The sequence below is a fragment of the Pseudomonas sp. 20P_3.2_Bac5 genome, from assembly GCF_025466035.1.
Taxonomy (GTDB): Bacteria; Pseudomonadota; Gammaproteobacteria; order Pseudomonadales; family Pseudomonadaceae; genus Aquipseudomonas.
Genome location: NZ_JANLOA010000130.1, coordinates 64,856 through 85,053, shown reverse-complemented (window position 1 = coordinate 85,053; position 20,198 = coordinate 64,856). Strand labels below are relative to the sequence as shown.

At 64.5% G+C, this 20,198-nt stretch carries 24 protein-coding genes; 14 read left to right on the top strand and 10 right to left on the bottom strand.

From position 1 onward, the window contains the following. Positions 1-54: 54 nt before the first annotated feature. Complete coding sequence (locus tag NTD88_RS25195) at positions 55-285, bottom strand: hypothetical protein (RefSeq protein WP_262156474.1); 231 nt, start codon at positions 283-285, stop codon at positions 55-57. A 144-nt stretch (positions 286-429) separates the two neighbouring features. After that, positions 430-2,001, bottom strand: a complete 1,572-nt coding sequence (locus NTD88_RS25190; protein ID WP_262156473.1) for a SulP family inorganic anion transporter — start codon at positions 1,999-2,001, stop codon at positions 430-432. Between the two features lie 360 nt (positions 2,002-2,361). Between NTD88_RS25190 and NTD88_RS25185 the strand changes: the two genes are divergently transcribed. Further along, positions 2,362-2,691: a DOPA 4,5-dioxygenase family protein gene (locus NTD88_RS25185; protein ID WP_095159090.1), complete on the top strand. Its 330-nt coding sequence runs from the start codon at positions 2,362-2,364 to the stop codon at positions 2,689-2,691. Positions 2,692-2,789: 98 nt separating this feature from the next. Here NTD88_RS25185 and trpA read toward each other — a convergent pair whose 3' ends face one another. Both trpA and trpB read right to left on the bottom strand, forming a co-directional pair. Beyond that, a complete protein-coding gene (gene trpA, locus NTD88_RS25180; RefSeq protein WP_262156472.1) occupies positions 2,790-3,602 on the bottom strand; it encodes a tryptophan synthase subunit alpha in 813 nt (270 codons plus the stop codon). Then, positions 3,599-4,825: a tryptophan synthase subunit beta gene (gene trpB, locus NTD88_RS25175; RefSeq protein ID WP_262156471.1), complete on the bottom strand. Its 1,227-nt coding sequence runs from the start codon at positions 4,823-4,825 to the stop codon at positions 3,599-3,601. The genes trpA and trpB overlap by 4 nt, the downstream gene beginning before the upstream one ends. A 110-nt stretch (positions 4,826-4,935) precedes the next feature. Here trpB and NTD88_RS25170 point away from each other — a divergent pair, with 110 nt between their 5' ends. After that, entirely contained in the window at positions 4,936-5,829 is an 894-nt protein-coding gene (locus NTD88_RS25170) for a LysR family transcriptional regulator (RefSeq protein WP_262156470.1), read from the top strand. On the opposite strand, the gene NTD88_RS25165 is transcribed toward NTD88_RS25170, so the two are convergent. Then, positions 5,826-6,152 carry a YqjD family protein gene (locus tag NTD88_RS25165; protein ID WP_262130761.1) on the bottom strand — a complete coding sequence of 109 codons (327 nt, stop codon included), beginning with the start codon at positions 6,150-6,152 and terminating at the stop codon, positions 5,826-5,828. The two genes, NTD88_RS25170 and NTD88_RS25165, sit on opposite strands and share 4 nt — an antisense overlap. Before the next feature lie 153 nt (positions 6,153-6,305). Here NTD88_RS25165 and NTD88_RS25160 point away from each other — a divergent pair, with 153 nt between their 5' ends. Together NTD88_RS25160 and NTD88_RS25155 are read left to right on the top strand one after the other, a co-directional pair. Further along, entirely contained in the window at positions 6,306-6,521 is a 216-nt protein-coding gene (locus NTD88_RS25160; RefSeq protein ID WP_095159085.1) for a dodecin, read from the top strand. Between the two features lie 82 nt (positions 6,522-6,603). After that, positions 6,604-6,828, top strand: a complete 225-nt coding sequence (locus tag NTD88_RS25155) for a DUF1161 domain-containing protein (protein WP_262156469.1) — start codon at positions 6,604-6,606, stop codon at positions 6,826-6,828. Between the two features lie 60 nt (positions 6,829-6,888). Here NTD88_RS25155 and NTD88_RS25150 read toward each other — a convergent pair whose 3' ends face one another. After that, a complete protein-coding gene (locus tag NTD88_RS25150) occupies positions 6,889-7,893 on the bottom strand; it encodes an LLM class flavin-dependent oxidoreductase (RefSeq protein WP_262130762.1) in 1,005 nt (334 codons plus the stop codon). A gap of 173 nt (positions 7,894-8,066) precedes the next feature. Here NTD88_RS25150 and NTD88_RS25145 point away from each other — a divergent pair, with 173 nt between their 5' ends. Both NTD88_RS25145 and NTD88_RS25140 read left to right on the top strand, forming a co-directional pair. After that, positions 8,067-8,492: an OsmC family protein gene (locus NTD88_RS25145; protein ID WP_095159082.1), complete on the top strand. Its 426-nt coding sequence runs from the start codon at positions 8,067-8,069 to the stop codon at positions 8,490-8,492. Positions 8,493-8,575: 83 nt separating this feature from the next. Beyond that, positions 8,576-8,809: a DUF1161 domain-containing protein gene (locus NTD88_RS25140; RefSeq protein ID WP_095159081.1), complete on the top strand. Its 234-nt coding sequence runs from the start codon at positions 8,576-8,578 to the stop codon at positions 8,807-8,809. 3 nt (positions 8,810-8,812) lie between these two features. Here the strand turns inward: NTD88_RS25140 and NTD88_RS25135 are convergent, their stop codons facing one another. Both NTD88_RS25135 and NTD88_RS25130 read right to left on the bottom strand, forming a co-directional pair. Continuing rightward, positions 8,813-9,223, bottom strand: a complete 411-nt coding sequence (locus NTD88_RS25135; RefSeq protein WP_095159080.1) for a hypothetical protein — start codon at positions 9,221-9,223, stop codon at positions 8,813-8,815. A gap of 53 nt (positions 9,224-9,276) precedes the next feature. Beyond that, on the bottom strand, positions 9,277-9,690 hold the full coding sequence (locus NTD88_RS25130; protein ID WP_262156468.1) for a hypothetical protein: 414 nt from the start codon (positions 9,688-9,690) through the stop codon (positions 9,277-9,279). Positions 9,691-9,773: 83 nt separating this feature from the next. Here NTD88_RS25130 and NTD88_RS25125 point away from each other — a divergent pair, with 83 nt between their 5' ends. Further along, complete coding sequence (locus NTD88_RS25125) at positions 9,774-10,835, top strand: aminopeptidase (RefSeq protein WP_262156528.1); 1,062 nt, start codon at positions 9,774-9,776, stop codon at positions 10,833-10,835. A 43-nt stretch (positions 10,836-10,878) separates the two neighbouring features. Here NTD88_RS25125 and NTD88_RS25120 read toward each other — a convergent pair whose 3' ends face one another. Next, positions 10,879-11,529, bottom strand: coding sequence for an HAD family hydrolase (locus tag NTD88_RS25120; protein WP_095159077.1), 651 nt, complete (start codon positions 11,527-11,529; stop codon positions 10,879-10,881). Positions 11,530-11,560: 31 nt separating this feature from the next. Then, positions 11,561-12,109 (bottom strand): gamma carbonic anhydrase family protein, encoded by a 549-nt coding sequence (locus NTD88_RS25115; protein ID WP_095159076.1) that lies wholly within the window; start codon positions 12,107-12,109, stop codon positions 11,561-11,563. A 91-nt stretch (positions 12,110-12,200) separates the two neighbouring features. On the opposite strand from NTD88_RS25115, the gene prlC reads away from it, so the two are divergent. From prlC to NTD88_RS25080, 7 genes are all read left to right on the top strand, one after another. After that, positions 12,201-14,252, top strand: coding sequence for an oligopeptidase A (prlC, locus tag NTD88_RS25110; protein ID WP_262156467.1), 2,052 nt, complete (start codon positions 12,201-12,203; stop codon positions 14,250-14,252). Continuing rightward, a complete protein-coding gene (locus tag NTD88_RS25105) occupies positions 14,249-14,515 on the top strand; it encodes a YheV family putative zinc ribbon protein (protein WP_095159074.1) in 267 nt (88 codons plus the stop codon). Before prlC ends, NTD88_RS25105 begins: the two co-directional genes overlap by 4 nt. A 319-nt stretch (positions 14,516-14,834) precedes the next feature. Further along, on the top strand, positions 14,835-15,893 hold the full coding sequence (locus tag NTD88_RS25100) for a PA0069 family radical SAM protein (RefSeq protein ID WP_262156466.1): 1,059 nt from the start codon (positions 14,835-14,837) through the stop codon (positions 15,891-15,893). Positions 15,894-16,140: 247 nt separating this feature from the next. After that, the gene (locus tag NTD88_RS25095) at positions 16,141-16,863 is read left to right on the top strand and encodes a carbonic anhydrase (RefSeq protein WP_095159072.1); all 723 of its coding nucleotides are present in this window, start codon (positions 16,141-16,143) and stop codon (positions 16,861-16,863) included. A 188-nt stretch (positions 16,864-17,051) separates the two neighbouring features. Then, a complete protein-coding gene (locus NTD88_RS25090) occupies positions 17,052-18,584 on the top strand; it encodes a SulP family inorganic anion transporter (protein ID WP_262156465.1) in 1,533 nt (510 codons plus the stop codon). 115 nt (positions 18,585-18,699) lie between these two features. Next, on the top strand, positions 18,700-19,212 hold the full coding sequence (locus tag NTD88_RS25085) for a sigma-70 family RNA polymerase sigma factor (RefSeq protein ID WP_095159070.1): 513 nt from the start codon (positions 18,700-18,702) through the stop codon (positions 19,210-19,212). A 4-nt stretch (positions 19,213-19,216) separates the two neighbouring features. After that, positions 19,217-20,185, top strand: coding sequence for a FecR domain-containing protein (locus tag NTD88_RS25080; RefSeq protein WP_262156464.1), 969 nt, complete (start codon positions 19,217-19,219; stop codon positions 20,183-20,185). The last annotated feature ends 13 nt before the right edge of the window (positions 20,186-20,198 follow it).

Below are 20,198 nucleotides of genomic sequence, written 5' to 3'. Positions count from 1 at the left end.
ACCGGCCGTTGAGTGAATTCAACGGCCGGTTTTTTTATGGCGCTTGGGGCGGGGTTATATCGGCATGTTCACCGTCGATTTCGCCATCGCGACATTCAGGAATGCCTTGGTGACCCTGAGGTGGACCTGCGTGCTGCTCAGCGCTTCTTGATGGCGAGGCTTGGCTTGCTCGGGCAACTGGCTGACGGCTTCGAGCGCGTGGTCCAGGTACTCGGCGGCCTTGCTGATTGCATCGGCGTGCGTGAGGCCGGGTTTGATACTGAAGTTCGTAGCTATATGCGACACCAACAGGAACCGTTTTCACAGCCCCATCGCGAGCAAGCTCGCTCCTACAGAGGTTTGGGCAAGCCATTGTAGGAGCGAGCTTGCTCGCGATGCGAAGGGCACTGAGAACCATCGACATGCATATGGCAGCCACCCGAGCAGGCTTCAGTCTTCAAACCGAATCGGACACCGCTCTACCCCTTCCAGCTTCTGCAACTCCTCCACCACCTGCGGCCTCGCTCGGCGCAAGGTCAGGCTGCGGTCCTGTCGCCGCAAGCGCCGCGCTTCCTGATGCAGCATCTCGACCCCGGAATAGTCGATGAAGTTGATCTGCCGCGCATCGATCACCACCTCGGCCGCCTGGCAGCGTTGCAGCCGCACCTGCAGGTAATGGCTGGCGCCAAAGAAGATCGAACCACCCACCCGCAACACATCCGCCTCGCCTTCCCGGCTCTGCTGCACCCGCGGCTGCGAGGTGCGCTTGAGGTAGAAGAAAAGCGACGCCAGCACCCCGGCGTAGATCGCCGTCTGCAATTCCAGCAGCAAGGTGGCGACGAAGGTCAGGATCATCACCAGAAACTCCGGCCGGCTGACCCGGTACAGCGCGCGGATCGCGCGGTGATCCACCAGCCCCCAGCAGATCAGCAGGATGCTCCCGGCCATCGCCGGAATCGGGATATGCGCGATCAGTTGCGCACCGGCCACGGCGAATAATCCCACCCACAGCGCGGAAAATATCCCGGCCAGCGGCGAGCGGGCACCGGCATCGTAGTTCAGCCCGGAGCGGGTGAACGAGCCGGACGAGAGGTAGCCCGAGCACCACGCGCCGATCATGTTGGACAGGCCCTGGGCGCGGATTTCCTGGTTGGCGTCGATCAACTGTTCCGAGCGAATCGACAGCGAGCGGGCGATGGACAGGCTGGTGACCAGGCCAAGCATGCCCACCGCCACGGCGCTGGGCAGCAGGCGCAGGATCAGTTCCAGGTCCAGCAACGGCAGCGGGCTCAGCGGCGGCAGTTGGCCGATAAACGCCGGCACCCGGACGACATGCCCGAACATTGCCGGCCACAGCACCGCCAGCAGGCTCGCCCCGACCAGACTTATCAACAGGCTGGGCCAGCGCGGCCGGGTCAGTTTGATCAGCATGCCGATCAGCAACGTGCCCAATCCCAGCAGCAGCGACGGCACGTCGATCTCGCCGACGTGCTCCAGCAGACTTTCCAGGGTTCTCAGTGCGGTGGTCTGGCTGTCCAGGTCGAGCCCCATCAGGCTCGGCAACTGGCCGAGGGCGATGACCACGGCGGCGCCGAGGGTGAAGCCGATCACCACCGAATGGGAAACGAAGTTCACCAGCGCGCCGAAGCGCAGCATGCCCATAAGCCACTGGAACACGCCGGCGAGGAAGGTCAGCAACAGGATCAGGGTGATGTAGTCCGCGCTGCCGACCACCGCCATGGGGCTGACGCTGGCGTAGAGGACGATGGAGATGGCGGCGGTCGGCCCGCAGATCAGGTGCCACGACGAGCCCCACAGGCAGGCGATCAGCACCGGCACGATGGCGGCATAGAGTCCGTATTCGGCGGGAAGGCCGGCGATCAGGGCGTAGGCGATGGATTGCGGCAGGGCCAGGATCGCTCCGCTCAGGCCCACCAGCAGGTCGCGGCGCACGCTGGCGCGGTTCTGCTGCGGCAGCCAGCGCAGAAAGGGCAGGAGTCTGTGGCGATCGGGCCAGGCCATGGGGTCGCTCTATACCGGTGAAGGCCGTTCAGGGTGCGGTGTCCGGCGCGCCGGTGCAAGCGGGCGATGCCGGCGCTGACCGAGGCCTGTGTACTGCTGTACGAGCAGGTACACGTGAGGTTTCGGTGCTGGACGATGGAGTGGCCGTTGTTTCGCGGTTTTGGTGGCTGCCGCTCTTGAGCCGGGCCTGCTTTGCCGGCCGCTTGGAGGATCAATTCGTTCTGCTTTTGGATGGTACGTAGTACGTCCTTGGTGTAACCCGCTCGGTACGCGGGCGGAACGATTCGTCGAATGGTTGGGTGAAGAGCAATCCCGGCAGTCGGTATAGTGCCGGGCAGACCAGTTTTCCAAGGAGTCAGTGTGCAAAGGATCAAGGGGTATCACGCCCACGTGTATTACGACGCCAGCACGTTCGAGCAGGCGCGTTTGTTATGCGAAGAGGCGTCGGCGCTGTTTCCGGTGACCATGGGGCGCATGCACCGCAAATTGGTGGGGCCGCATCCGGATTGGAGCTGCCAGTTGGCCTTCGGGCCGGAGGTGGTCGGGGTGGTGTTGCCGTGGCTGGCGCTGTATCGCCAGGGGCTGGTGGTGTTTCTGCATCCGCTGACCGGGGATGAGCTGGCGGACCACCGGGATCATGCGATCTGGATGGGGGCGGTCAGGCCGCTGGATCTTTCGATTTTTGAGTGATGCCTGGGGCCGCAACGCGGCCTATCGCGAGCAAGCTCGCTCCTACGCTGGACTGCAGGAGCGAGCGTGTCGGGACGCTGAACCGTCCCCATTGCGGATCACGCCTTGCGCGCGGCCCGCACACCTTCGGCCAGTGCCGAGCACAGCGCCAGCACGTTATCCACAGCCTGCTCCGGGCTGGCGGCGGTGGCGATTTTATCCACAAGCGCCGAACCCACGACCACACCGTCTGCCAGCCGCGCAATCGCCGTGGCCTGCTCCGGCGTGCGGATACCAAAGCCAACGCTGATCGGCAACGGGGTATGCCGACGCAGGCGGGCAATGGCTTCGGTGACGTGTTCAGTAGTCGCCGAGCCCGCACCGGTCACACCCGCCACCGAGACGTAGTAGACGAAGCCCGAACTGCGCTCCAGCACGCGCGGCAGGCGCGCGTCATCGGTGGTCGGGGTGGTCAGGCGGATGAAGTCGATGCCCGCGGCCTGGGCCGGGGCCGCCAGTTCGGCGTCGTGCTCAGGCGGCAGGTCGACGATGATCAGGCCGTCGACGCCCGCTTCGTTGGCCTGGGCGACGAACGCCTCGACGCCAAAGCGGTGGATCGGGTTGTAGTAACCCATCAGCACGATCGGGGTGGTCTGGTCGTCAACGCGGAATTCACGAACCATTTGCAGGGTCTTGGCCAGGGTCTGGCCAGCGTCCAGGGCGCGCAGGGTCGCCAGCTGGATGGCGACGCCGTCGGCCATCGGGTCGGTGAACGGCATGCCCAGTTCGATCACGTCCGCACCCGCCGCCGGCAGGCCCTTGAGGATCGCCAGCGAAGCGTCGTAACCCGGGTCGCCAGCGGTGACGAAGGTCACCAGGGCGGCGCGGCCTTCTTGCTTCAGCTCGGAAAAACGTTGTTCAAGACGGCTCATGCCTGCTTCTCCTGCGCTTGGGTCGCGGTCATATGGCTCATTACGGTTTGCATGTCTTTGTCGCCGCGCCCGGACAGGCACACCACCATCAGGTGATCCTTGGGCAGGGTCGGCGCGCGCTTGATGGCTTCGGCCAGCGCGTGGGAGGTTTCCAGCGCCGGGATGATGCCTTCCAGGCGGCAGGTGGTGTGGAACGCGGCCAGGGCTTCGTCGTCGGTGATGCTGACGTATTCGACGCGCTTGATCTCATGCAACCAGGCGTGTTCCGGGCCGATGCCGGGGTAATCGAGGCCGGCGGAAATCGAGTGGGCGTCGGTGATCTGGCCGTCTTCGTCCTGCAGCAGGTAGGTGCGGTTGCCGTGCAGTACGCCCGGGACGCCACCGTTGAGGCTGGCGGCGTGCTTGTCGGTGTCGACGCCGTGACCGCCAGCTTCGACGCCGATGATCTGCACGCTGCTGTCATCGAGGAAGTCGTGGAACAGGCCCATGGCGTTGGAGCCGCCGCCGACGCAGGCGACCAGGCTGTCGGGCAGGCGACCTTCCTTCTCTTGCAACTGGGCGCGGGTTTCCTTGCCGATGATCGACTGGAAGTCGCGGACCATCGCCGGGTACGGGTGCGGGCCGGCCACGGTGCCGATCAGGTAGAAGGTGTCGTCGACGTTGGTGACCCAGTCACGCAGCGCCTCGTTCATGGCGTCTTTCAGGGTGCCGGTGCCGGCGGTGACCGGGACGATTTCGGCGCCCAGCAGCTTCATGCGGAACACGTTGGCTTGCTGGCGCTCGATGTCGGTGGCGCCCATGTAGATCACGCAAGGCAGGCCGAAGCGCGCGGCGACGGTGGCGGTGGCCACGCCGTGCATGCCGGCGCCGGTTTCGGCGATCAGGCGTTTTTTGCCCATGCGCTTGGCCAGCAGCACTTGGCCGATGCAGTTGTTCACCTTGTGCGCGCCGGTGTGGTTGAGCTCTTCACGCTTGAAGAAGATCTTCGCGCCGCCGCAGTGTTCGGTCAGGCGTTCGGCGAAGTACAGCGGGTTCGGACGGCCGATGTAGTCGCGCTGGAAGTACGCCAGTTGTTCGAGGAATTCCGGGTCGGCCTTGGCCGCTTCGTATTCGCGGGCCAGGTCGAGCACCAGCGGCATCAGGGTTTCAGCGACGTAGCGGCCGCCAAAGGCGCCGAACAGGCCGTTGGCGTCGGGGCCGCTGCGAAGGTTGCTCTGGGTCATGGGGTCGCTCCAGGAAGAAGGGTGGGCTGACAATGGGCCTACTCTAACCACGACACGCCTCGCTGAAAACCGATAAGATCGCCGCAACCTGTCAGGAAAACTCACACGTCATGTCCAGGGAACTGCCGCCGCTCAATGCCCTTCGGGCCTTCGAAGTTACCGCTCGCCTGGGCAGCGTCAGCCAGGCCGCCGAGCAACTGCACGTGACCCACGGTGCGGTCAGCCGGCAGTTGAAGACGTTGGAAAGCCATCTCGGCGTGAGCCTGTTCGTCAAGGATGGGCGCGGCATCAAACTCACAGATGCCGGGCTGCGCCTGCGCGAGGTCAGCGGCGAGGCGTTCGAGCGGCTGCGTTCGGTCTGCGCCGAGGTGAGCCAGAGCGGTGCCGATGCGCCCTTCGTCCTCGGCTGCTCGGGCAGCCTGCTGGCGCGGTGGTTCATCCCGCGGCTGGGGCGTCTGAAGGCCGACCTGCCGGACCTGCGCCTGCACCTCTCGGCCGGCGAAGGCGATCTCGATCCGCGCCGGCCCGGCCTGGATGCCCTGCTGGTCTTCGCCGAGCCGCCGTGGCCGGCGGACATGCAGGTTCATGTGCTTGCCCGGGAATGCATCGGCCCGGTGCTCAGCCCGCATTTCGCCGGTTTCGAACGGTTGCGCCATGCACCGGCCAGCGCGCTGCTCGACGAAGCCGTATTGCAGACCAACTCCCGGCCTCAGGCCTGGCCGGACTGGGCGCGGCAACAGGGCATCGACCCGCGCGCGCTGCGTTATGGGCAGGATTTCGAGCATTTGTATTATTTGCTGGAGGCGGCGGTGGCCGGACTTGGCGTGGCGATTGCGCCGAAACCGCTGGTGGCCGACGATTTGCGCGCCGGACGCCTGGCCGCGCCGTGGGGCTTCAGCCAGACCGAGGCGTCACTGGCACTGTGGGTCCCTCGACGCGCCGCGGACGGGCGCGCCGAGCAACTGGCGGGATGGTTGCGCGCGGAACTGGCGCGGCAGGTTTAGTCGCGTTTGCTGCACAGCAGGTAAGCCGCCAGCAGACCCAGCGCGCCAACGGCAACGCCGGCGGTGGTCCAGGGGTGTTGCTGTGCGTAGTCGCGCGTGGCGAGGCCGGTTTCGCGGGTCTTGGTTTTCACCTCTTCATAGGCATCACCAAGCAGGTTGCGCGAGTGGCGCAGGGCGTTCTCGGCGTTGCTTCTCAGCGCCTTCACGGTTTTGCGCGATTCGTCCGAGGCATCGTCTTTCAGGCTTTCCAGCGATTTCAGCAGGCTTTCGATTTCCGCTTCCATGCTTTGCAGCGCGGCTTTGCGTAGCGAACTTGTTGCCATGGTGACTCTCCTTCAGCGTTGAGTAAGGTGTTGTAGGTTCCGACTACGACGTGTCTGGAAAGTGCGATCGAACGTTTCGGTCCAAACGCCCCTCAGAGGAAAAACGCCCTGGCGCTGCTAGGCTCAACCGGCACACCTTCAAGGAGAACAGCGATGTCCGATCATCACACCTACAAGAAGATCGAGCTTGTCGGCTCGTCCCCCACCAGCATCGAAGACGCGATCAACAGTGCCCTGGCCGAGGCCGGCAAGAGCATCAAGCACCTGGAATGGTTTGAAGTGGTGGATACCCGCGGGCATATCCGCGACAACAAGGCGGCGCATTTTCAGGTCACCCTGAAAGTCGGGTTCCGCATCGCCAACAGTTGAAACGATTACCCGGTTAGATACCCAGGGCTCCGGAATGACACCGGGGCCTTTCTCGTTTTTGATCCACCAAGGAGAGCGATCAATGAAGCAACTGATTCTGGCAGTAGCACTGATGGGCCTGGCCGGCACCACGCTGGCGGCGGGCAAGCCGTGTGAAGAATTGAAGAGCGAGATTGCGGCGAAGCTGGATGCCAAGGGCGTTCAGCACTATTCGCTGGAAGTTGTAGGCAAGGGCGCGGCTGCTAGCGGGAAGGTGGTCGGGACCTGCGAGGGCGGGACCAAGGAGATTGTCTACAAGCGTGGGTGAGTGGCCAATCGCGAGCAAGCTCGCTCCTCTGTAGGAGCGAGCTTGCTCGCGATCACAACCTCAGTTGCCGAGCACCGTCTGCGCCATCAGCTCATACGACCGCACGCGGTCCGCATGCTCATACAGGTCACAGGTGAAGATCAGCTCATCCGCCTGGGTCTGCTCCAGCAACACCTCAAGCTTGGCTTTGACCTTCTGCGGGCTGCCGACCATCGCCAGGCCGAGGAAATCCCCCACCGCCTCGCGTTCATGAGGCAACCACAGCCCGTTCATGCTTTCCACCGGCGGCTTTTGCACCAGGCTCTGGCCGCGCATCAGCGCGAGGATGCGCTGGTACACCGAGGTCGCCAGGTACTCGGCGTGTTCGTCGGTATCGGCCACCACCATGGGCACGCCCAGCATCACATACGGCTTGTCGAGCACCGCCGACGGTTGGAAGTGATTGCGGTACACGCGAATCGCCTCGTGCATGAAGCGCGGCGCGAAGTGCGAGGCGAAGGCGTACGGCAGACCGCGCTGGCCCGCCAGTTGCGCGCTGAACAGGCTGGAACCGAGCAGCCAGATCGGCACTTCGGTGCCGTAGCCGGGTACGGCGATCACTTTTTGATCAGGTGTGCGCGGGCCGAGGTAGCGCACCAGTTCGGCCACGTCTTCGGGGAAGTCGTCGGCGCTGCCGGAGCGTTCGCGGCGCAGGGCGCGGGCGGTCATCTGGTCGGAGCCGGGAGCGCGGCCGAGGCCGAGGTCGATGCGGCCGGGATAGAGGCTGGCCAGGGTGCCGAACTGTTCGGCAATCACCAGCGGCGCATGGTTGGGCAACATCACCCCGCCGGAACCGACGCGGATGGTCGAGGTGCCGCCGGCCAGGTACGCCAGCAGCACCGACGTGGCCGAGCTGGCGATGCCGTCCATGTTGTGGTGCTCGGCCACCCAGAAGCGGTGGTAACCGAAACGCTCGACGTGCTGCGCCAGGTCCAGCGAATTGCGCAGCGATTGCGCCGGGCCGCTGTCCTGGCGCACGGGCACGAGGTCGAGGGTGGAAATCTTGATGTCCGCGAGTTGCGTCATGGGGTCTCCTGAGCAAACGGAAGCCGCCGAAAAATGGCAGCCTTTGTTGCTCTGTGGGGGCGGTTGCCCGAGGAATCAATACCGGATGTGGCAAACGGGCTGAACTTGCCCGCGAGCGGGGCCTCTGAATTCAGGTAACGGCGCAACCCGCGTCGGCAACCCGAGGAGGCACCATGAAAAAGACTGCATCGGCCGTTTGGCAAGGCGGCCTGAAGGATGGCAAGGGCCAGATATCCACGGAAAGCGGCGCGCTGAAACAGGTTCCCTACGGTTTCAACACCCGTTTCGAAGGGACGCCGGGCACCAACCCGGAAGAACTGATCGGCGCCGCCCACTCCGGGTGTTTCTCCATGGCGCTGTCGATGATCCTCGGTGAAGCGGGGCTGACCGCAGAACGTATCGACACCACTGCCGAAGTCACCCTCGACAAACAGCCCGACGGCTTCGCCATCACCGCCGTTCACCTGATCCTCAAGGCCAAGGTGCCCGGCGCCAGCGAGCAGCAGTTCCTGGAACTGGCGAACAAGGCCAAGGCCGGCTGCCCGGTCTCGAAAGTGTTGAACGCGAAGATCAGCCTGGACGCCACGCTCGTGCAGTGAGCTTGCCTGGTAGCAGAACCATGGCATGCTCCTTCGGTCCAACCTGATGTTGGCTCAAGGTCTTTTGCCACGAGGAACTGCTCATGATCCGTATCGCAATCGCCGTGCTGGCTTCGCTGTTGGCCTTCAATGCTTCCGCCGCGATCAAGTCGTGCGAGGAATTGAAGGCCGAGATCGAAGCCAAGATCCAGGCCCGAGGCGTAACGTCCTACACCCTGGAAATCGTGCCCAACAGCGAAGTCCACGACCAGAACATGGTCGTGGGCAGTTGCGACGGCGGCACCAAGAAGATCATCTACCAGCGCAACGGCCAGTAAGCCTCAAGGGATGCAGTGGGTCAGCCGTTCCTGCGCCACCACCTTGCGCTCGGCGTCGTACAGCCAGGCGTTGGGTTGCAGGGCGATGGCCCGGGCTTCCAGCCGGTAACGCTGGCCGGCTTCGAAACCGTCGTATTCCAGCGTCAGGTAGCAGGTGCGCTCGGTCGGGTCGGTGGTGAAGAGGCCGGTGCTGATCTCATAGTCGAAGCGCACCACCAACTCGTGCTTGCCCGGCGACACCTGGAAGTAACGGCCGTCGTTGAGACGTTTGCCGTCGAGACGCTCGGCCATCAGCACTTTGCCCGGGGTGATGGTGTAAAGGTCGACCCACGCCTGTTTCTGATCGACCGGAGGCATCGGACTGGTGCAGGCGCCCAGCGTGGTGAAAGCGAGGAACATCGCGGGTTGGCGCATGTTCAGCTCTCCAGAAAGGTAACAGAACGTAAGCATAGCGCCATCAGCGGCCCTCAGGTGCGCTGGCAGCCAGCCGGCACGCCGCTTCCCACCACTTTTTGCTGTTCGTCATAGAGTTTTGCCCAGGGCCGGAAACCGATGCTGCCCGCTTGCAGGCGGTATTTTTGACCGGCGTTGAAGTCCTTGAACTTGAGGTTGAGCTGGCAATCGCGCCACAGCGGCTCGCTGGTGGGGCCGATATTGCTCGGGTCCACGGCGAACAGATAGCGCACGGTGAGCTGGTGATTGCCGGGGCTGACCTGGAAATAGCGGGTGTCGTCCCAGGCCCGCTCGTCCACTTCGACGGCGTGCAGGGTGTCGTCCTGGCCGGGGGCGAGGTCGACCCAGGCTTGGGTCGGATCCTGCGCGGGCAGGCCGGCGCAGCCGGTGAGCGCCAGTAAGGCGCTGGCAGCGAGCATCGTTCGCATGGCAAAACTCCGGGCGGGCAGGATAGTCTTGGATCGATCTGGACTTGAGCGGGACCACCCCACGCATGATTCGAATTCTTCTTTTGTTGCGCTCAAGTCCCGGGGCACTCGACCGCGTTTTTCGCCTGTTTGTTCCCGTGTTGCTGATCAGCCTGCTGAACGGTTGCGCGAGCGTGGGTTACTACGGCCAGCTCGCCAACGGCCAGTGGCAACTGTTGCGCGCCCGCACCCCGGTGCCGCAATTGCTGGCCGATCCCGCCACCGAACCGAAACTGCGCCAGCACCTGGAACAGTCCCAGCGCGCCCGCGCTTTCGCCAGCCAGCACCTGAAACTGCCGGACAACCGCAGCTACCGGGTCTACGCCGATATCGGCCGGCCGTTCGTGGTGTGGAACGTGTTCGCCACCCCGGAGTTTTCGCTGGAGCCGCAAACCCATTGCTTCCCCATCGCCGGCTGCGTCGCCTACCGCGGCTACTACAGCCAGGGTGGCGCGCGCGGGGCCGCGGCGGTGCAGAAGCTGCAAGGGCTGGATGTGTATATCGGCGGGGTCGAGGCCTATTCGACGCTGGGCTGGTTTGACGATCCGATCCTCAACTCCATGCTCGGCTGGGGCGACGAGCGCCTGGCGACGGTGATCTTCCACGAGCTGGCGCACCAGCGGGTGTACGTGAAGGACGACACCGCCTTCAATGAGTCCTTCGCTACCTTTGTCGAGCAGGAAGGCACGCGGCAATGGCGTGCGGCGCGGGGATTGGCGGCGCAGGTGCAGGAGGGTGGCAAGCAGCGTGACCAGTTTGTCGGATTGGTGCTGGCGAGCCGGGAACGGCTCAAGGCGCTGTACACCCAGCCGCTGGCGCCGGATGCGATGCGTGCGGCCAAGCAGGCGGAGTTCGAGCGGCTACGCCGGGAGTACCGGCAGTTGCGAGACAGCGAGTGGGGCGGGGTCGGACGTTTCGATGCCTGGATCAATGCACCGATGAACAACGCCAAGCTGTTGCCGTTCGGGCTGTATGACCAGTGGGTGCCGGCGTTTGCGGCGGTGTTTGCCCAGGTGGGCGGGGATTGGCAGCGGTTTTATGGGCGGGTGGAAGAGATTGGGCGGTTGCCGGTTGGGGAGCGGCAGTTGGTTTTGAAGGGGCTTTAAGGGCCTCATCGCCGGCGATGAGGCCCTCAGTAACCCCATCAACTCAGGGTTTCATGAACGCCCGATGCATCTCTGCCAACGTCGCAAAGTGATACGCCGGTGCTTCCGCCGCCAGCTCCTCATGACTCCCAAACCCATACCCCACCGCCACCGCTTCCAGCCCGTTGCTGCGCGCACCAATCAGGTCGTGCTTGCGGTCGCCGATCATCAGGGTCTGCGCCGGGTCCAGGCCTTCCTCGGCCAACAGGTGACCGATCAGCTCGACCTTGTTGGTCCGCGTGCCGTCCAGCTCACTGCCGTAGATCACTTTGAAATGCCGGGCAAAATCGAAGTGCCGGGCAATCTCGCGGGCGAATACCCACGGCTTGGACGTCGCTACATACAGCGTGCGCCCCTGCCCTTGCAGCTCGCTGAGCAATTCGCCGACGCCGTCGAACACGCGGTTTTCGTACAGCCCGGTGACCTTGAAGCGTTCACGGTAGAAATTCACCGCCTCCCACGCCTTGGCCTCGTCGAAGTCGTAGAACTGCATGAACGCTTGCAGCAGCGGCGGGCCGATGAAGTGTTCCAGGCGGGTCAGGTCCGGTTCGTCGATGCCGAGCTTGGCCAGGGCGTACTGGATAGAGCGGGTGATGCCTTCGCGCGGGTCGGTCAGGGTGCCGTCGAGGTCGAAGAGGATGTTCTGCTGGTGCATGGCGGTCTCGAAAAAGGGGCTGTGGATACGTTCACTCGGGCTGGTCGTAGCCTTCAGCCAGGTGCTGGTCCTTGAGTCGGACGTAGTTGGCGGCGCTGTAGGGGAAGAACGCGCGCTCCTTGTCGGTCAGCGGGCGGGCCTGCTTCACCGGGCTGCCGACATAGAGGAAACCGCTTTCCAGGCGTTTGCCTGGCGGCACCAGGCTACCGGCGCCGATGATCACTTCGTCCTCGACGATGGCGCCGTCCATGATAGTGCTGCCCATGCCCACCAGGATGCGGTTGCCGAGGGTGCAGCCGTGGAGCATGACCTTGTGGCCGATGGTCACGTCGTCGCCGATCAGCAGCGGGAAGCCGTCGGGGTTGAAGGGCCCGGCGTGAGTGATGTGCAACACGCTGGCGTCCTGCACGCTGGTGCGCGCACCGATGCGGATGCGGTGCATGTCGCCGCGGATCACCGTCAGCGGCCAGACCGAGCTGTCATCGCCGATCTCGACGTCGCCGATAACCACCGCGCTGCGGTCGACGAAGGCGCGTTCGCCCAGGCGGGGCGTGTGCTGCTGGAAGGTGCGAATGGCCATGAATAGCGTCTCTCTCTGAGGCTTATTAGCTGCGGTCGGCGCCGATTGTAATTAAGATGGGCCGGTGTTTCTTCTGCCAAGGTGTCCAACCGTGAGTGCGACCAACCCGCTTCTGCAGTCCTACGACCTGCCGCCCTTCTCGGCGATCCGCGCCGAGCACGTGCTGCCGGCGATTGAACAGATCCTGGCCGACAACCGCAACGCCATTGCCGCCCTGCTCAAGACCCAGGGCCAGAACCCGAGCTGGGCCGGACTGGTCCTGGCCATGGACGAACTCAACGACCGCCTCGGCGCGGCGTGGAGTCCCGTCAGCCACCTCAACGCCGTGTGCAACAGCGCCGAACTGCGCGAAGCCTACGAGGCCTGCCTGCCCGCCCTGAGCGCCTACTCCACCGAGCTGGGCCAGAACCGCGAACTGTTCCAGGCCTGGGAAGCGCTGGCCGCCAGCCCCGAAGCCGCCGGCTTCGACGTGGCGCAAAAAACCATCATCGAACACGCCCTGCGCGACTTCCGCCTGTCGGGCATCGACCTGCCCGCCGACCAGCAGCAGCGCTATGCCGAAGTGCAGAGCAAGCTGTCCGAGCTGGGCAGCCGTTTCTCCAACCAGTTGCTCGACGCCACCCAGGCCTGGACCAAGCACGTCACTGACGAAGCCGCCCTCGCTGGCCTGACCGACTCGGCCAAGGCGCAGATGGCCGCCGCCGCCCAGGCCAAGGGCCTCGACGGCTGGCTGATCAGCCTGGAATTCCCCAGCTACTACGCGGTGATGACCTACGCCACCGACCGCGCCCTGCGTGAAGAAATCTACGCCGCCTACTGCACCCGCGCCTCCGACCAGGGCCCGAATGCCGGCCATTTCGACAACGGCCCGGTGATGCGCGAGATCCTCGACCTGCGCCAGGAACTGGCCGAGCTGCTGGGCTTCGCCAATTTCGCCGAGCTGAGCCTGGCGACCAAGATGGCCGAGTCCAGCGACCAGGTGCTGGGTTTCCTGCGGGACCTGGCCAAGCGCAGCAAGCCGTTCGCCGCCCAGGACCTGGCCCAGCTCAAGGCCTACGCCGCCGAACAGGGCTGCCCGGACCTCAGCAGTTGGGACAGCGGTTTCTACGGCGAGAAGCTGCGCGAGCAGCGCTACAGCGTTTCCCAGGAAACCCTGCGCGCCTACTTCCCGATCGACAAGGTGCTGACCGGCCTGTTCGCCATCGTCCAGCGCCTGTACGGCATCGAGATCGCCGAACTGAAGGGCTTCGACACCTGGCACCCGGACGTGCGCCTGTTCGAAATCAAGGAGAACGGCCAGCATGTCGGCCGCTTCTTCTTCGACCTCTACGCCCGCGCCAACAAGCGCGGCGGTGCCTGGATGGACGGCGCCCGCGACCGTCGCCGCACGGCTGATGGCAAGCTGCAGAGCCCGGTGGCCAACCTGGTGTGCAACTTCACCCCGGCCGCTCCGGGCAAGCCGGCGCTGTTGACCCACGATGAAGTCACCACCCTGTTCCATGAATTCGGCCATGGCCTGCACCACCTGCTGACCCGCATCGAGCATGCCGGTGTGTCCGGTATCAACGGCGTGGCCTGGGACGCGGTGGAACTGCCGAGCCAATTCATGGAGAACTGGTGCTGGGAGCCGGAAGGCCTGGCGCTGATTTCCGGTCATTACGAAAGCGGCGAGCAGCTGCCACAGGACCTGCTGGAGAAAATGCTGGCGGCGAAGAACTTCCAGTCCGGGCTGATGATGGTCCGCCAACTGGAGTTCTCGCTGTTCGACTTCGAACTGCACGCCAGCCACGGCGACGGCCGCAGCGTGCTGGAAGTCCTCGAGGGCGTGCGCGACGAGGTCTCGGTCATGCGGCCACCGGCCTACAACCGCTTCCCCAACAGCTTCGCGCACATCTTCGCTGGCGGTTACGCCGCGGGTTACTACAGCTACAAGTGGGCTGAAGTGCTGTCCGCCGATGCCTTCTCGCGCTTCGAGGAAGACGGAGTGCTCAACGCCGAGACCGGCCGTGCTTTCCGTGAGGCGATCCTGGCCCGCGGCGGTTCCCAGGAGCCGATGCTGCTGTTCGTCGACTTCCGCGGTCGCGAGCCGTCCATCGACGCGCTGCTGCGCCACAGCGGCCTGAGCGAGGACCTGGCGGCATGAGCACGACCAAGAAACGCTTCATCGCCGGGGCGGTCTGCCCGGCGTGCAGCGAGCCGGACAAGCTGATGATGTGGAACGTCGACGGTACGCCGCACCGCGAGTGCGTGGCCTGTGGTTTCTCCGACACCCTCAACGAGCAGGGCCTGTCGGTGCCGAAGGAGCTGGGCACGCGGGTCAACCAGAATGAGGCGAAAGCGCCGAAACCGGCGGTGCAGACGGTGCAGTTCTTTCCCAATCCGAAGCTGAAGAAGCCGTCGGAATGAACGAAGGCCGTTCGGTTACCCCGAACGGCCTTTTCATTTGGCATAAAGCGGATGTTTGGCGTGTTACATCTGAAGCGTGAATGCCTGGGTGCATTTCTGCCATTCGCGGGTGGCTATCGTTCCCACTGGGACGGCCCTTTGCATGAGATCACCTGCTCTGATGTAAGCGTCCGCACTGTTTTATCCATAGAGACGGCGCTATGGGCTCACTTCGAGTGTGTGACGGGGCATGGCAAGCGACAACTGACAGAAATATCAGGTGTGGCGGTAAGAAAAATGCTTTTATACTGTATGAATAAACAGTATCGAGGTGGGCGCCATGGCTGCTCCAACGCCGGTGCGCGGTCGCGGGACCGCGCACAATCCGCACAACCGCTTTGCCCCCAACCGCTCGGTGGTCGAGGACGACGGCTGGTACCAGGAAGTGCCGTTGACCCAAGGCACCGAAGTCCGCATCGAAACCGCGAAAACCATCATCACCCGCAACAACTCCCCGGACCTGCCCTTCGACCGTTCGATCAATCCGTATCGCGGGTGTGAGCACGGCTGCATTTATTGCTACGCGAGGCCCAGCCACGCTTACTGGGACCTGTCTCCCGGCCTGGATTTCGAAACGAAACTGATCGCCAAGACCAACGCCGCCGCCGTGCTCGAGCAGCAATTGTCGAAGCCGGGGTATGTCTGTGCGCCGATCAACCTGGGCTCTAACACTGACCCGTACCAGCCAATCGAGCGCGAGCAGCAACTGACCCGGCGCCTGCTGGAGGTGCTGCTGCGCTACCGGCATCCGGTGACCATCGTCACCAAGGGGTCGCTGATCCTGCGCGACCTCGACCTGCTTAGCGAGCTGGCGAAGCAGCGGCTGGTGTCGGTGATGATCAGCCTCACCACCCTCGATGACGAACTCAAACGCACCCTCGAACCACGCGCAGCCGCGCCCAAGGCCCGGCTGCGGGCGATCCGGGTGATGCGCGAGGCGGGAATTCCGGTGGGGGTGTTGTGCTCGCCGATGATCCCGATGATCAACGACAGCGAACTGGAGCGTCTGCTGGAGGCCGCCAGCGAAGCCGGCGCGCTGAGCGCCGCGTACATGCTGCTGCGCTTGCCGCTGGAAGTGGCGCCGTTGTTCGAGCAGTGGTTGCAGGACCATTACCCGCAACGGGCCGCCCATGTCCTCAGCCTGGTGCGGCAGAGCCGGGGCGGTGAGCTGTACGACAGCCGTTTCGGCGCTCGCATGCGCGGTGAAGGGGTGTTCGCCGACCTGCTGGCGCAGCGCTTCGATAAAGCGCTGCGGCGCTATGGACTGAACCGTCGCGGCGGCTATTCGCTGGATTGCACGGCCTTCTGTCCGCCGGGCGGTCAGTTGTCATTGTTGTAAAAACAATAATGGCCAGTGGCAATTGATGGTTTTTTGATACCATCGAGGCGCCTTAAAAATCCCCTGTAACCCTTGTTCTAGAGCCATCCGAATTCAGTTTCAGTTAAGTTTCGACAAGTAGCGTAGGAATTCAGGCGAACGAATATGTGATTTGTTGACTACATCTGTAATCCAAGTGACGTAAGCCTGTCTGAATCTCAACCCGGTAAACTGGACTTACCTACGAACCTGTCAAAGAGGATGAATCATGTCGAACAAGGAACCCTCTCCGACCGGCCCGGCTACTCCGGAAGCCGAGACTGCCGATGGCGCCCTGAAACACATCGTTGATGGCTTTTTGCGATTCCATCACGAAGTGTTCCCTGAACAGGAAGAGCTCTTCAAAAAGCTCGCCACCGCCCAAAAACCCCGAGCGATGTTCATTACTTGCGCCGACTCGCGGATCGTTCCCGAACTGATTACCCAAAGCTCGCCCGGCGACCTGTTCGTTACCCGTAACGTCGGTAACGTCGTGCCGCCTTATGGCCAGATGAACGGTGGTGTGTCGACCGCCATCGAATATGCGGTGCTGGCGCTGGGCGTCCACCACATCATCATCTGCGGCCACTCCGACTGTGGCGCCATGCGCGCGGTGTTGAACCCGCAGTCGCTGGAAAAGATGCCGACCGTCAAAGCCTGGCTGCGCCATGCTGAAGTCGCCCGCACCGTGGTCGAGGACAACTGCCAGTGCGGTACCGAGCACGAGAACATGCAGGTGCTGACCAAGGAAAACGTCATCGCCCAACTGCACCACTTGCGCACGCACCCGTCGGTGGCTTCGCGCCTGGCGGCCGGTCAGTTGTATATCCACGGCTGGATCTACGACATCGAGACCAGCGAGATCTCCGCCTATGACGCTGCCAGCGATGCCTTCCTGCCGCTCAAGCGCGGCGAGCCGATACCAAGCGCTACTCCAAAAGGCCGCTTCTAAGCCTTCTCGCTTCACCCAATTCTGCTGACTGACCCACCACAGGCCGCCACGCGCGGCCCGTGGATGGGCGTCGGCTGTCTTTGAAAACGCTTTGATGCCTTGCCGCAGCGCCGGCGGCCTTCGGCTGCCCGTGATTTGGCGCTGCGCATGAATATGGCCAGAGGAACGGCCTGAAAAAGGAGAACAGGATGAACATGACGCAATTCAAAGCGGCCTTGCCGCGGGACCTGTTGGCATCGGTGGTGGTGTTTCTGGTGGCGCTGCCGCTGTGCATGGGGATCGCCATCGCGTCCGGCATGCCGCCGGCCAAGGGCCTGATTACCGGCATCGTCGGCGGGCTGTTGGTGGGTTGGCTGGCCGGCTCGCCGTTGCAGGTCAGCGGGCCGGCCGCGGGCCTGGCGGTGCTGGTGTTCGAACTGGTGCGCCAGCACGGCATGGCCATGCTCGGGCCGATCCTGCTGCTGGCGGGTGTGCTGCAACTGCTCGCCGGACGTTTCCGTCTTGGCTGCTGGTTCCGGGTCACGGCGCCGGCGGTGGTCTACGGCATGCTCGCCGGTATCGGCGTGCTGATCGTGCTGTCGCAGGTGCATGTGATGTTCGACCGCTCGCCGCTGCCCTCCGGGCTGGACAACCTGCTGGGCTTTCCCGCGGTCGTCGGCGATGCGCTGCCGCTGGAGCACGCGGGCAACGGCTGGCAGGCCGCGGCCCTGGGCCTGGGCACCATCGCGGTGATGTGGGCCTGGGAACGCTGGAAACCGAACACGCTGCGCTTCGTGCCGGGCGCGCTGCTCGGGGTGAGCTTGATGACGTTGCTGAGCATCGCCCTGGCCCTGCCGGTCAACCGCGTGCAGGTGCCGGACGACCTGAGCCAGGCGATCGACTGGCTGCGCCCCGCCGACCTGCTGGCGCTGGCCGACCCGACGCTGCTGGTCGCGGCCTTCGCCCTGGCCTTTATCGCCAGCGCCGAAACCCTGCTGTCGGCGGCGGCGGTGGACCGCATGCACAGCGGCCAGCGCTCGGACTTCGACCGTGAACTTTCCGCCCAGGGCGTCGGCAACATGATCTGCGGCGTGCTGGGTGCGCTGCCGATGACCGGGGTGATCGTGCGCAGTTCGGCCAATGTTCAGGCGGGCGCGCGGACGCGGCTGTCGGCGGTGTTCCATGGCGTCTGGCTGCTGGCGTTCGTCGTGCTGCTGGGCAGTGTGCTGCAGCAGATTCCGGTGGCGAGCCTGGCCGGGGTGCTGGTGTTCACCGGGGTGAAACTGGTGGACCTCAAGGCCTTTCGCGGGCTGGGTCGTTATGGCCGGATGCCGATGTTCACCTACGCGGCGACCGCCCTGGCGATCGTCTTCACCGACCTGCTGACCGGCGTGCTGCTGGGCTTCGCCCTGACCTTGCTGAAACTGGCGCTCAAGGCGGCGCGGCTGAAGATCAGTGTCAGCAGCCTGGCGCAGCCCGGGCATATGGAACTGCGCTTGAGCGGCGCCGCGACCTTCCTCAAGGTGCCGGCGCTGACCCAGACGCTGGACGCAATTCCGCCGGGCACCACCTTGCACGTGCCGCTGGCCAACCTCAGTTACATCGACCATTCCTGCCTGGAACTGCTGGAGGACTGGGGGCGGGCGAACGCGGCTAACGGTTCGACGCTGGTGATCGAGTCGCGACGGTTGAAGCGGCGCGTCGAAGGGCGGGTACGAACCACGGCGGGCCTGGGCACGTAGGCGAACCCTGAAAAGACCCGGCACCTGCGAATGTAAGCGCACGTTGCAGCAGGTGCCGTCACTGCCATACTATTAAGAATCAATACCATTTGCGTCACCCGCGCGCGGATCTCCCATGCCTTCCCCTGCCCAGACCCTCTACGTTCGACACTCACCCTGGCTGCTGCTGTTCCTGCGCCGTCGCCTGGGCAATGGCTGGGATGCCGCCGACCTGTTGCATGACACGTTCCTGCGCGTATTGCGCCGACCTGTCGAGTTCGACAGCCAGGTCGGCGAACGCTCGTACCTCGCCACCATCGCCAAGGGCCTGTGCATCGATCATTGGCGCCACGCCCAGATCGAGCGCGCCTGGCGCGAAACCCTGGCGGCGCAGCCCGAGGCGACGGTGCCTTCCGCTGAACACACGGCGTTGGTGATCGAAACCCTGTTCGAGGTCGACGCGATGCTGTCGCGCCTGCCGGCCAAGGTGCGCGAAGCGTTTCTCATGGCGCAGGTCGAAGGCGTGACCTACGCGGTGATCGCCGAGCGCCTGGAGGTCAGCGAGCGCATGGTCAAGAAGTACATGGCGCAGGCATTCCTGCATTGCGCCGTGCTTGAAGCCGAACTCGACGGCTTGCTGGTGGAGTGACGCGATGAGAGCCGCCCAGGAAAAACTCAGCCACGCGACCCTCGAACACGCCGCCCAGTGGTACGTGCGGCTGCAGGAAGAAGGCGACCAGAGCAGCGTTCGCGAGCAGTGGCAATGCTGGTTCGACCAGCATGCCGAGCATCAGGCCGCCTGGCGCTACATGGAACGGGTGGGCGAACGCTTCGCCCCGTTGCGGGCGGAAGGCGAGCGCGCCGGCCGCCTGCTGCGCGAGCGCGGGCCGGCACGCCTGGGGCGGCGCCAGACGGTGAAGTCGCTGCTGGTGCTGGCGATCGGTTCGATGGCGGGCCTCGGCGGCTGGCAGGCGGCGTCGCGCAATGGTTGGACCGCCGATTTGCACACCGGCACCGGCGAGAACCGCGAGGTGGCGCTGGCCGATGGCAGCACCTTGTGGCTGGGCGCGCAGACCGCCGTCGATACCCGTTTCGACGCGCGACAGCGCCTGCTCGACCTGCGCTTCGGCGAAGTCCTGTTGCAATCCTCGGTGCGGGATCGCCGGCCTTTGCTGCTGGAAACCGGGGCCGGCATGTTGCAGATGGTGTCGACGCCGATTCGCCTGGCGCTTCGCTATGCCGAGGGCAATGCCCGGCTCAACGTCTATCAGGGTGAGGTGGAAATCTTCACGCGCACCGGCACCCGCGCGCTGATCGAGGCCGGCCAGCGCGTCGATTTCAGCGCCCTTGCCGTCTCGCCCCCGGCACCGGCGCAGAGGGCGGGCGAATCCTGGCTGCAAGATCGGCTGACCGCCGAGGCCATGCCCCTCGAAGAGCTGATCGATGCGCTGGGCCGCTACCGTCCCGGCCATCTCGGCCTCCACCCGGACCTCGCCCGCCTGGCGGTGATGGGCACGTTCCCCCTCGACGACACGGATCACGCCCTGCGCCTGCTCGAGGCGGCACTGCCGGTGCGGATCAAGCGAATGACCGACTGGTGGGTGACGGTCGAACCGGCCTGAATATTTTTTCAGC